At 73.9% G+C, this 12,392-nt stretch carries 9 protein-coding genes; 8 read left to right on the forward strand and 1 reads right to left on the reverse strand.

Features of this window, described 5'->3' with window-relative positions; all coding sequences use genetic code 11:
* Positions 1 to 39 precede the first annotated feature (39 nt).
* Together ACSNOH_RS28485 and gntD are read left to right on the forward strand one after the other, a co-directional pair.
* Complete coding sequence (locus ACSNOH_RS28485) at positions 40 to 2,862, forward strand: amino acid adenylation domain-containing protein (protein ID WP_436724311.1); 2,823 nt, start codon at positions 40 to 42, stop codon at positions 2,860 to 2,862.
* Positions 2,863 to 2,894: 32 nt separating this feature from the next.
* Positions 2,895 to 3,974 (forward strand): guanitoxin biosynthesis L-enduracididine beta-hydroxylase GntD, encoded by a 1,080-nt coding sequence (gene gntD / locus ACSNOH_RS28490; RefSeq protein WP_436724312.1) that lies wholly within the window; start codon positions 2,895 to 2,897, stop codon positions 3,972 to 3,974.
* A 47-nt stretch (positions 3,975 to 4,021) separates the two neighbouring features.
* On the opposite strand, the gene ACSNOH_RS28495 is transcribed toward gntD, so the two are convergent.
* The gene (locus tag ACSNOH_RS28495; protein ID WP_436724313.1) at positions 4,022 to 4,441 is read right to left on the reverse strand and encodes an ACT domain-containing protein; all 420 of its coding nucleotides are present in this window, start codon (positions 4,439 to 4,441) and stop codon (positions 4,022 to 4,024) included.
* Positions 4,442 to 4,552: 111 nt separating this feature from the next.
* Here ACSNOH_RS28495 and ACSNOH_RS28500 point away from each other — a divergent pair, with 111 nt between their 5' ends.
* The 6 genes from ACSNOH_RS28500 to ACSNOH_RS28525 all read left to right on the forward strand — a co-directional run.
* Entirely contained in the window at positions 4,553 to 5,983 is a 1,431-nt protein-coding gene (locus ACSNOH_RS28500; RefSeq protein WP_436724314.1) for a condensation domain-containing protein, read from the forward strand.
* 101 nt (positions 5,984 to 6,084) lie between these two features.
* Complete coding sequence (locus tag ACSNOH_RS28505; RefSeq protein WP_436724315.1) at positions 6,085 to 6,669, forward strand: isochorismatase family cysteine hydrolase; 585 nt, start codon at positions 6,085 to 6,087, stop codon at positions 6,667 to 6,669.
* Between the two features lie 113 nt (positions 6,670 to 6,782).
* Positions 6,783 to 7,808 carry a hydrogenase expression/formation protein HypE gene (gene hypE / locus ACSNOH_RS28510; protein WP_436724316.1) on the forward strand — a complete coding sequence of 342 codons (1,026 nt, stop codon included), beginning with the start codon at positions 6,783 to 6,785 and terminating at the stop codon, positions 7,806 to 7,808.
* 13 nt (positions 7,809 to 7,821) lie between these two features.
* Positions 7,822 to 10,221, forward strand: coding sequence for a carbamoyltransferase HypF (gene hypF, locus ACSNOH_RS28515; RefSeq protein ID WP_436724317.1), 2,400 nt, complete (start codon positions 7,822 to 7,824; stop codon positions 10,219 to 10,221).
* A gap of 23 nt (positions 10,222 to 10,244) precedes the next feature.
* Complete coding sequence (locus tag ACSNOH_RS28520; RefSeq protein WP_436724318.1) at positions 10,245 to 11,615, forward strand: hypothetical protein; 1,371 nt, start codon at positions 10,245 to 10,247, stop codon at positions 11,613 to 11,615.
* Positions 11,612 to 12,392, forward strand: a 781-nt coding sequence (locus tag ACSNOH_RS28525) for a gamma-glutamyl-gamma-aminobutyrate hydrolase family protein (protein ID WP_436724319.1), incomplete at its 3' end; no start/stop codon positions are given. The genes ACSNOH_RS28520 and ACSNOH_RS28525, both read left to right, overlap by 4 nt.

Raw genomic sequence — 12,392 nt, forward strand, 5'->3', positions numbered from 1 at the left:
CCCGCATTCCCCCTACCCCCCTGACCTCAGGAGATTGACGTGGCATCGGTGCTCACCGGGACCGGCGACGTCCACGGACCGTCCCGCCACGCCGGGGTCTACCGGTTGCCCGGCGGCCGTGGCACGGACTCCGGCGGGGCGGTCGCGGCCGCCCCGGCCCTCGCCGGAAGCCCGGTCCGGCTCTGGACCGAGCTCGTGGCGGGCCCCGTGGACGGCGCGGTCGCCGCCGCACGGCGGTCCGTGGAGCTGGACGCATCCCTCGGTGGCGCACCCGCGCGCCTGGTGGTGCTGGAGTACGCGGACGGGGCGCGAGAGCTGGTGGTGACCGCCGATCCCGCGCGGGTGGACCGCCCGGCGATGGACCGCGTCGCCGCGTCCCTCGGCGCCCGCGGGACGGGCGCCCCGCACGCCGCCCCCGCGCCCCGCGACGGTTCGGTGGCGGCCCTGCCGGTGCCGCTGCCGCAACCGCCGTCCGGCCCGCTCCGCGAGAGCGACGTGATGGCCGCACTGGCCCTGGTGCTGGCCCGGACCTTCGGCGACCTGGGCCCCGCGCTGGAGGTCCTCGACCCGCACGGCGCCGTCACGCACCGGTGCGTCGCACTGCCGGGAGAGGACGACGAGGACCGGCCGGTGGCCGATTACCGCGCCGCGGCCGCGCGCTCCGGCACGGACCCGGGCGCCGGGCCCGGCGGGGGCGGCCTGCGCGTCGCGCTCCTCACCGACCGGCACCGGGCCCACCCCTCCCCCACGGCCTACCGGCCGCCGCTCGATCCCCGGCACGCGGTGACCGTCCACCTCACGACGGGCGACGGCGCCCCGCCCGCGGCCACCTGCTGGTACCGGACCGGTGACCTGCCCGGCCCGCGCGCCGCGACCCTCGCGCAGCAGCTGGGCCGGGTGACCGCGGAGCTCGTGACGGGCGACCAGGACGGCCCGCTGGCCGCGGTCGACCCGCTCGGCCCGGCCGAACGGCAGCGCGTCCTTGAGCTCGGCCGCACCCCCCGCCTTCCCGGCCCCCTGCGCGAGGGAACCGTCCACGAGCAGGTGCTGGCCGTGGCCCGCGCCCACCCCGAAGCGACCGCCCTGGTCGACGGGGACACCACCGTGACGTACGGGCTCCTCGCCCGGCAGGCGGTGCGGACGGCCCACGCGCTGCGCCGGCTCGGCGTCGCCCCCGGCGACCGGGTCGGCGTCTGCCTCGACCGCACGGCCGACCTCGTCGTGACGCTGCTGGCCGTGCTGACCGCGGGCGCGGCCTACGTGCCGCTCGACCCGGCCTATCCCGCCGACCGGCTCGACCACACCGTGCGCGACGCGAGGCTGTCCGTGGTCCTGGTCGGCACGGCGGACCAGCCGGGCGTCGGTGCGGCGACGGCGGTGCCGCTGGAGCGGCTGAAGGAGCTGGCCGAGGGCCAGGACGCCGACGCGCTCCCGGCCGGTGCGGGCGCCGGTCCCGGCGACCCCGCCTACGTCATCTACACCTCCGGGTCGACCGGCCGTCCCAAGGGCGTGGTCGTCCCGCACCGCAACGTGGCCCGGCTGCTCGACGCCACCGAGCACGACTTCGGGCTGGGCCCCGGCGACACCTGGTCGTGGTTCCACTCGGCGGCCTTCGACTTCTCCGTCTGGGAGATCTGGGGCTGCCTGCTCACCGGCGGCAGGCTCGTCGTCGTCCCGTACTGGACCTGCCGGTCCCCCGAGGACTTCCGCGAGCTGCTGCTGAAGGAGCGCGTGACGGTGCTCAGCCAGACGCCGTCGGCGTTCTCGCGCCTGCTGGAGCTGGAGCGCGGCGCGCACACCCCGCTGGACGTGCGGCTCGTGGTGTTCGGTGGGGAACCGCTGGACGCGGCCGGGCTCACCGCCTGGTTCGACGTCCACCCCGAGGACGAGTGCCGGGTGGTGAACATGTTCGGCATCACCGAGACCACCGTGCACGTCACCGCGCAGACCGTCACCCGGGCCGAGGCGCTCACGGGCGCCCGGTCGGTGGGACGGGCGATCCCCGGCTGGTCGGTGCGGGTCCTCGACGGCCGGGGCCGGCTGCTGCCGCCCGGCACCCCGGGGGAGATCGCGGTGGCGGGCGACGGCGTGGCCCTGCACTACCTGGGCCGGCCGGAGCTGACGGAGCGCCGGTTCGTGCCGGACCCGGACGGGGAAGGGCGGCTCTACCTCAGCGGCGACCTCGGCGTCCTGCTGCCGGACGGCCGGCTGGAACACCACGGCCGGCTGGACGACCAGGTGAAGGTGCGCGGTTACCGGATCGAGCTCGGCGAGATCAGATCCGTGCTCCTCGCCCACGAGGCCGTCGTCGCGGCGGCCGTCGTCCTGCGGCCCGGCGGCGCGCGGGGAAGCGCGCAGGACGGTGAGGCGCGCCTGGACGCGTACGTCGTCCTGGACGGCGCGGAGCCGGGCGAGGTGCGCAAGCACGCGGCGCAGCTGCTGCCCGAGTACATGATGCCCACCACCCTGACGGCCGTGGACGCGCTGCCCCTGACCGTCAACGGGAAGGTGGACGTGGCGCGGCTGCCCGATCCCGGCGAGCGCCCGGCGCCGCCCGCGGCCACAGGGACGCCCACCACGGGGACGCCCACCAGCGGGACGCCCGCGACCGGCGAGGAGCCCCGGGAGGAGGCCTCCCGGGGGGCGCTCGACGAGGTGCTTGCCGTCTGGCGCGAGGTCTTCGGTCCCGCCGTCGCACCGGACGACGACTTCTTCCACCTGGGCGGCAACTCGCTGCTCGCCCTGCGCATCGTCCGCATGCTCGGCGACCGGTCCCTGAAGGCCGGCGTCCGCGAGGTCTACCAGCTGCGGACTCCGGCCGCGCTCGCGGAGTCCGCCGCAGCGCCCGCCACCACTTCCTGACGCCCCTTTCCGTGAGACAGAACGGACCGACCATGACCACCGTCACCACTCCCCGCACCGGATTCCGGCCGCATGCCGGCAGCGGGATCCCCAGTCTGGAGCTGACCGGCGCCGAGCGGGAGCAGCTGCGGGACCTGGCCGAGGGCCTGCTCGACGCCGCGCCCGGCGTACCGCTGGACCGCCGGCTGACCGACGTCGCCCTGCTCGCCCACGAGGTGCCCGCCCGCGTCCGCGCCCACCTGCTGGACTTCCGCATCACGGGGCGCCCCTACGGCGGCCTGGTCCTGGGCAACCTGCCCGTCGACGAGACGGCCGCCGGGCCCACCCCCACGCAGTACGCCGCCGAGCCCGCGACCCGGGAGGCCCTCAGGGCCGAGGCGCTCCTGCTGCTGCTCGGCTCCCTCCTCGGCGACCCGGTGTCCTACCTGACGCAGCAGCGCGGCCGGATGGTCCTGGACGTCTACCCGGTCCACGGTCACGAGATGGAACAGCTCGGCTCCAGCTCCACGGTGAACCTCGAATGGCACAACGAGGACGCCTTCCATCCCCTGCGCGCCGACTGGATCATGCTGATCGGCATGCGGAACCACGACCGGGTGCCCACGACCTTCGCCGCGCTGCAGGACGTCGAACTGGAGCCGTGGGTGCGCGAGGTCCTCTTCGAGGAGCGCTTCGTGATCCTCCCCGACGAGTCGCACACCGAGGAGTTCAACGACCGGACCACGGGCATGGACGACGACGCCTGGGTCCGCGAGGCGTTCCTCAAGATCGCCGGCATGAACACCGGCCGACAGCGCACCGCCGTGTTCAGCGGGGACGCCGAGGCGCCCTTCATCCGCATCGACCCGGCGTTCATGCCCCGGGACCTGGACGCGGAGGCCCTCAAGGCGCTCGACGCCGTCATCGCGGCGTTCGATCAGGGCTTGCGGGACGTCGCGCTGCTGCCCGGCGAGATGCTGATCGTGGACAACAAGCGGGCGGTGCACGGCCGGCGGCCCTTCACGGCCCGCTACGACGGCACGGACCGCTGGCTGCGGCGCATCAACGTGCTGGCGGACCTGCGCCGGGCCGAGGGCCGGCGCTTCTCGCCGCACGGCCGCGCCCTCGCCTGAGCCGCACCTGCCGGGCGTCCCACCGCGGGGGAGGGACGGCCGCGCCGTCAGCCGGTCACGTCGTGACCGGCGGCGCGCAGCACGGCGCAGGCCTCGGCCAGCCGCTCCCGGGGGACCAGCACCAGGTCGCTGTGGAAGGTCGAGGAGACGAAGACGGGAACGGCCGCGGCGGCCAGCGGGCCGGTCACGGCCGCCACCACGCCCGGCAGGTCCAGGTCGTGCGACGTCTCGCCGTACAGACCGCTCCAGCGCTCCGCGCCGCCCGCCTCCGGCGCGGCCGGCTCCCGCACCTCGCGGACGACGGTCAGGCCCTCCGGGGCCCGGTGCAGGACGCGCCAGTCGCCGTCGGCCGGGACCCGGCCGTCCTTCACGTGCTCGACGGTGAACTCGCCGGGCAGCACGCGGAAGCGCTGGACGGGCGAACCGGAGGGGGCCCGGGTTCCGGGCGCGGCAAGGGAATCGGTCACCGGCGCATCGTATGCACCGCGGCCGCCCGCCGCCCCGGGGAAGGGACCCTCGGACGGGTCGGGGATATCCCCGACTGCCCTCCTCCACCGGCCGGTTGGTCCCATCGGCCCATGACGGGAACACAGGTGGACAGGACGGACCTCGCGGCCAGGGCACGCCTGGAGGAGGCGCTGCTGCGCCGCCGCCGGGGTGCGGGCGGCGGGATCGGGGTGCTGCCCCGCCCGGCCGGGGAGCTCAGGTTCAGGGCCTCGGTGTCGCAGGAGGGCATGTGGGCGTCCCTGACGGACGGCACCGGCCCCGATCCCACGATCATGGCGGGCGTGCGGCTGCGCGGCCCCCTGGACGTGGCCGCACTGGAGGACGCCTGGAACGCCGTGGCGGCGCGGCACGAGACGCTGCGCAGCGCCTTCCGGACGGAGTCCGGTGTCCTCACCCAGGTGGTCGCCCCCGGGCTGCGGCTGCCGGTCGAGGTCGTGGAGCGAACCGCCGATGAGTTCGCCGCGTTCGTCTGGGAGCAGGAAGCCCGGTCCTTCGACCTGGAGACCGGGCCCCCGGCGCGGCTGGTGCTGGTGCGCCTGGCCGCCGACGACCACATCGCCGTTTTGATGCTGCATCACATCATCGGCGACGCCAGGGCGGTCGAGGTCACCGTGCGGGACCTGGCCGCGCACTACCGGGCGGCCCTGGAGGGCACTCCGGCCGAGCTGCCGCCGCTGCGGGTGCAGTACGCGGACTACGCCGCCTGGCACCGCGAGCGCCTGGCCGGCCCGCGCGGCGCCGAGCTGACCGCCTACTGGCTGCGGCGGCTGGCGGGCGCCGAGCCGGCCGTGCTTCCCGCCGACCTGGAGCTGCCCGAGCGGCCGGGCACGGTGGGCGCCGGCATCGACGTGCCCATGCCGGACGAGCTGTACGCGGCGGTCTCGCGCCTGGCCGCGGAGCGCGCCACCACCCTGTACACGGTGGGCCTGACCGCCTTCACGGTGCTCCTGGCCCGCAGGTCCGGCCAGCGGGACGTGTGCGTCCGGGCACCGATCTCGTACCGCGACAGCAGCGACGTGCGGGACCTGATAGCCGACTTCTCCAACGACGTGGTGGTCCGCACCGACCTCGGGACCGACCCGGCGCTCGGCGAACTCCTGGAGCAGGTCAAGGCCGCCACCGCCGCCGACTTCGCGCACCACGACCTGCCGCCGCACCTGCTGGAGCCGCACCTGCCGGACCCCGGCCTGCTGACCCGGCTCTTCCACGTCCAGTTCACGGCCGAGGAGGAGTTCGAAACTCCGGCGACGCTCGGCGGCGTGCGCATGGAGCCGGTCGTCCCGGTGCGCCGGCACGTCCTGCGCCCGCTCAACGTCCGGCTGCGCTACGACGGGCGGCGGGCGCACTGCATCGTCCTCTACCGCACCGAGCAGTTCACCGCCGGCCGCATCGAAGAGCTGATGCGGGAGTACTACGGAGTCCTGGCCGAAATGGCCGGGCAGCCGGAAAACCGCGTGTTCGGCCCGGGAAATCCGCCACCTGTCGGGGGTTTCCCCGACTAGGTACGGGAGTTGTCGCGGGAGAACCTTTCTCCGCAGCCGGTGCACGGCGGCAATGCCGGAACGCAAAAGGCAATATCCGATTTCCGCTCCGAGGAGACCACATGGGCAAGATCGCCGTTCTCACCAACGACCTTCAGCGCGACCTGGTCCACAAGAACCAGGAACGCCTCGACGCCGTCACGAAGGCCACCCCGGGCTACGCCGGCTTCCTCGACGAGATGCGCAAGCGCGGCCACCACATCGTCCACCTGCAGCTGATCAACCTGCCCGACGACCCCAACGCCGAGCTCTACGACGGCCGCCTGCCCGTCCAGAAGGGCACCGAGGGCGCCGCGATCATGCCGGAGTTCCTGGAGGACACCGACCTCGTGATCGAGAAGAACAAGGACAGCGGCTTCTACGAGACCGACCTGCACGAGCGCCTGCAGGCCCTGGGCGTCGACACGGTCGTCGTGACCGGCATGCAGAGCCAGATCTGCGTGCAGACCACCGCCGCCGACGCGTTCTTCCGCGGCTACAACATCTACGTCCCCGGCGACTGCGTGGTCTCCGCCCGCGAGGCGGACAAGCAGCGCGCCCTGGACTGGATGGCCGGCTACTGCGCGACCGTCACGGACTCCGCCGAGATCCTGCGCCTCATCGACACCGAGGGCCACCTGCCCCGCAAGGTCATCAAGACCCCGTGAACCCGGTGACCCCGGCCCCCCTGACACCGGCCCCCTGACACCGGCGGAGCGGCACCCGTACCCGGTCGCCGCCCGGCCGTCCACCTATCGCCGAAGAGAGGCGCCTCGCTGCCATGAGCACGAAGTCCTTCCTGGACCAGAAGATCGTCCTTGACCACGGCACCGGAGCCCGACTCAGTCGGGAACTGGTCGAATTTGTGGTGGATGTGCTCGGTGATGTCTACACCGGGGAAATGGAGGACAGCGCGATGCTGCCGGTCCCGGCCGGCCGCATCGCCATGACCACCGATTCCTTCGTCGTCGACCCGCCGGTTTTCGGAAACGGTGACATCGGCAAGATCGCCGTCTGCGGCACCGTCAACGACCTCGCGGTCGTCGGCGCCCGCCCGGAATACCTGACCCTGGCGATGATCCTGGAGGCCGGCCTTCCGATCGCCACCCTGCACCGGATCCTGGAATCCGTCCGGGACACGGCGAAGGAGGCCGGCGTCAAGATCGTCGCCGGTGACACCAAGGTCGTCGGCAAGGGCGAGGCCGACCAGATCTTCCTCAACACCACCGGCGTGGGCGTCTTCCACCGCGAGCCGCTGCGCATGACGGACGTGCGTCCCGGCGACCGGATCGTCCTCAGCGGTCCGATCGGCAACCACACCGTGCACCTGCTGTCGGTCCGCGAGGGCCTGGGCTTCGAGTCCAACGTCCTCAGCGACTGCGCCCCGCTGAACGGGATGATCGACGGCCTCGGCGGCGCCATCGAGCGCGGCGCGGTCCACTCGATGCGCGACGTCACCCGCGGCGGCCTGTCGGCCGTGCTCCACGAGTACTCCTCCGCCGCCGGCCGCGTGCTGACCATCGAGGAGGAGGCCCTCCCGATCGAGTTCGCCACCCGCATGGCGTCCGACATGCTCGGCATCAACCCCATCAACGCGGCCAACGAAGGCTGCCTGGCCCTGTTCGTCGCCCCCGACGCGGTCGGCGAGGTCCTGGCCGCGCTGCACGCCCACCCCTACGGCCGCGGCGCCGTCGTCATCGGCGAGGTCACCGAGCGCGCGGGCAAGGGCGTGGAGATGACGGACGCCGGCGGCAAGACCACCACCATCGAGGAGCTGCAGGGCGCGGAACTTCCGCGACTCTGCTGAGCGGAGCGGTCCCGTGCGGAAGAACACCGGCATCGAGGGCGCGGCGGACGGCCCCGGCGCGGCAGCGGAGGCGCACGAGCAGTGGCTGGTGCGGGTCAACGGCGTCGTGCAGGGAGTGGGCTACCGTCCCTTCGTCTACACCCTGGCCAGAAGCCTCCGGCTGACCGGCTGGGTCCTCAACGACAACCACGGCGTGCAGACCCTGGTGTGCGGACCGCCCCGGGTGCTGGAGGACTTCCGCACGGGGCTGAGCGCCCAGGCCCCGCCCCTGGCGCGCGTCAACGAGGTGCGGGTCGTCGCTCGGGAGGCGGCGCCCGCGGACGCGTACGACGACTTCACGATCAAGGAAAGCCTTCATGACGGGCGCGCCGGCACCATCGTGGCCCCGGACTCCCACGTCTGCGAGGAGTGCCTGCGCGAGGTCCGCGACCCCGCGGACCGCCGCTACCGCTACCCGTTCACCAACTGCACCCACTGCGGCCCCCGTTACTCGCTGATCCGGCACCTGCCGTACGACCGGGAGCAGACCACCATGGCGGTCTTCCGGATGTGCGACGACTGCCGCCGCGAGTACGAGGACCCGGCCGACCGGCGCTACCACGCCCAGCCCAACGCCTGCCCCGTCTGCGGCCCGCGGCTGACCCTGTCCGGGCCGGAGGGCGAGCTGGCCCACGAGGAAGCAGCCCTGGCCGCCACCACCGCGGCCCTGGCGGAGGGGCACATCGTCGCCGTCAAGAGCGTCGGCGGCTTCCACCTGGTCGCCGACGCGAGGAACGCCGAGGCCGTCGCCCTCCTCCGCAAGCGCAAGCGGCGCGACTCCAAGCCCTTCGCCCTCATGGTGGAGGACCTGGCTTCGGCGGCGCGCTTCGTCGAGCTCGACGACGGCGACGGCGAGCTGCTCGCCTCCCCGGCCCGGCCCATCGTGCTGCTGCGCAAGGTGCCCGGCGTCCTGCCCGAGGTCATCGCGCCCCGCAACCCCAACCTCGGCGTCATGCTCCCCTCCGCGCCGCTGCACCACCTGCTGCTCGACCGCCCCGGGCTGGACGTCCTGGTCATGACCAGCGGAAACGTCTCCGGTCGGCCCATCGCGTACCGCAACGAGGAGGCGCTGGGCGAGCTCTTCGAGGTCGCCGACCTCGTCCTGCACCACGACCGGGACATCCACATCCGCGTGGACGACTCCGTAGTGCGCCGCTCCGTCCACCCCGGGCTCGACGAGCCGCTGGTCAGCTTCGTGCGGCGGGCCCGCGGCTACGCCCCGTACCCCGTTCCCGTGGACCGGGAGCTGCCGCAGATCCTCGCCTACGGCGCGGAGCTGAAGACCACGGTGGCGCTCAGCTCGGGCCGGGAAGTCTTCGTCAGCCAGCACATCGGCGACCTGAAGAACGACGAGACCTTCGCCTCCCACCGCAGGACCGCCGAGCACCTGGCGGACCTCTACGAGCTCGCGCCCCGCGTCATCGCCTGCGACCTGCACCCCTCCTTCCGCTCCCACGTCCTCGCCGAGGCCCTGGGCGCGCAGGGCGCCGAGGTGATCGCCGTGCAGCACCACCACGCCCACATGGCGTCGTGCATGGCCGAGAACCGCGTCGACGGCAGCACCCTCGGGGTCGTCTTCGACGGGGCCGGCTACGGCGAGGACGGCACCATCTGGGGCGGCGAGTTCCTGCACGGCGGCTACGCCTCCGTGGACCGCGTCGCCCACCTGCGGCCCATCCCCCTGCTCGGCGGCGACAAGGCCGTCCACGAGCCCGTCCGCACCGGCTTCGCCCTCGCCCTGGACGCCTTCGGCGACCCCGCGGCCGCCCACGCCGCCTTCCCGGCCCTGAACGTCCTGGACGAACAGGCCCGGCACGTCTTCACCACCATGGTGCGGCGCGGCATCAACGCCCCCGTCGCCTCCAGCATGGGCCGCCTCTTCGACGGCGTGGCGGCCCTGCTGGGCATCTGCTCGCACGCCGAGTACGAGGCCCAGGGGCCCATCGAGCTGGAGGGCCTGCTCGGCCGCGACCTGACCCTCGCCCGGCCCTACGCCTTCGGCCGCACCGGAGGCGACGACACCGCGAACGGCGCCGCGGAGGTGGACTTCCGGCCCGTGATCCGGGAGCTCGCCGCCGACCTGGCCCGCGGCACGGCACTTGAGGAGATCAGCCGCCGCTTCCACTCCTCCGTCGTGGCCATGGTCGTCGAACAGTGCGAGGACGTGCGGCGCCGGTTCGGCACCACTTCGGTGGCGCTCTCCGGTGGCGTGTTCCTCAACGAGTTCCTGCTGGTCAACTGCCTGGTCGAGCTGCGCCGGGCGGGCTTCGCCCCGTACGTGCACCACCAGGTCCCCACCAACGACGGCGGTATCGCGCTCGGCCAGGCGATGGTCGCCGGCGCCCTGCTGCACGCACGAGCGGCCACCCCGTGACGACCGACGGAAGGGAAACCTCCATGCCGCACCCGCAGTCCACGCTCGCCGACGTCCTGCGCCTGCTGACGGAGCACGAGGAACACGCCGGCCGCACCCTGAGCATGGTGCCGTCCGAGACGGCCGTGTCCGGCATCGCCAAGCTGCCGATGATGCTCGACGCCTATCACCGCTACTTCTTCAACGAGAGCGACAACCCGGCCGGCTGGCACTTCCGCGGCGCCCAGCACCTGCGCGACCTCGAAACGGGCCTCACCATCCCGCTCCTTGAGGAGCTGGGCCGCGCCGACTACGTCTCCGTCCGGCCGCTCAGCGGCCTCAACGCCATGACCCTGCTGCTGGGCACGCTCGGCGGCGCACCGGGTTCGACGGTCGTGACGATCAGCCCGGAGCAGGGCGGCCACTACGCCACGCCCAGCGTGGCCGAACGGCTCGGCCTGCAGGTGGAATTTCTGCGCGGTGACGACCCGCACTCCCTGGACCTGGACCACGCGGCGCAGCTGCTCGCCCGGGTCCGGCCCTCGCTCGTCTACGTCGACCAGTCGCACTGCCTCTTCCCGGTGGACGTGGCCGCCCTGGTGGCGACCGTCCGCGCGGCGAGCCCCGGAACGCTGGTCCACGTCGACGCCAGCCACTGGCTCGGCCTCGTGCTGGGCGGCGTCCTGCCCAACCCGCTCGACCAGGGCGCCGACAGCTTCGGCGGTTCCACCCACAAGACCTTCCCCGGGCCGCAGAAGGCCGTGCTCCTCACCCGCGACCGCGAGGTGGAGCGGCGCATCCGCGAGACCCAGGACTACCTGATCAGCAACCACCACTTCGCCGCGACCATCAGCCTGGGCATCGCCCTGCTGGAGTTCCGTGACTTCGGCGGCGCCGACTACGCCCGCGCCGTCGTGGCCAACACCCGCCGGTTCGGCGGACTGCTCACCGACCGGGGCCTGACCGTGGCCGCGGCCGACCGGGGCTACTCCGCCGGGCACCAGCTCTGGCTCGACACCGAGGCGGACGGCGTCCCCGCCCGGACCGCCAGTGACCGCCTGTTCGCGGCGGGCCTGCGGGTCAACTTCATGGCCGGGCTGCCGGGCTTCACCGGCCAGGGCCTGCGGATCGGCCTCAACGAGGCCACGTACCAGGGCCTGCGGGGCGAGGACTTCACCGAGCTGGCCGACGTGTTCGCCGCCGCCGTGCTGGACACCGCACCGGCCGCCTCCCTGGCCCGGCGCACCGCGGCGCTCCGCGACCGTACCCCCTACGGCGCCCCCGTCGGTGAGGAGTCGCAGCTCCACCGCGACGCCGTCGCGCTGTGCGCCGCCGCGCTGCGCACCGTCCGGTCGCCCAGGGCCCACGCTCCCGCGGACCTGGCCCGCGCCGGCGCCGGAGGGGAGGCGTGGTGACCCGCCCCGTCATCGGCATCGCCGCCTACCGCGACCGCGCCCGCTGGGACATCTGGGACACCCAGGCGACCCTGATCCAGCAGTCCTACGTCCGGGGCGTCACCGAGGCCGGCGGCCGCGCCGTGGTGCTGCCCCCGGACGACACGGACGACGGCGTCCTCGACCGGCTCGACGGACTGCTGCTGCCCGGGGGCGCCGACATCGACCCCGCCCGCTACGGGCAGCCCCGCCACCCGCGCACCGACGATCCGAGCACGGACCGCGACGCCGGCGAACTGCTGCTCCTGCGCGGCGCGCTGGAGCGCGACCTGCCGGTCCTCGGCGTCTGCCGGGGCCTGCAACTGCTCGCCCTCGCCTACGGCGGCAGCCTCCATCAGCACCTGCCCGACGTGCTCGGCCACGGGCGGCACCTGCCCGCGTCCGGCGTCTTCGGCGACCAGCGGGTGAGCCTCGCCGAAGGGAGCCTCGCCGCGTCCGCCATCGGCCCGGAGGCCACCGTCCGGTGCCACCACCACCAGGGCGTCGCCGACCCCGGCACCCTGCGCGTCACCGCCCGCGCCGCCGACGGGCTGCCCGAGGCCGTCGAAGACCCGTCCCGGCGCTTCGTCCTCGGCGTGCAGTGGCACCCCGAAGTGATGGGCCAGCACTCCCTGTTCGCCGCCTTCGTCGCCGCTTGCGCCACGCCGAGGCCGTCGAAGACCCGTCCCGGCGCTTCGTCCTCGGCGTGCAGGGTGCCGGGGTCGGCGACGCCCTGGTGGTGGTGGCACCGGACGGTGG

The sequence above is a fragment of the Streptomyces sp. URMC 127 genome, from assembly GCF_051386535.1.
GTDB lineage: Bacteria > Actinomycetota > Actinomycetes > Streptomycetales > Streptomycetaceae > Streptomyces.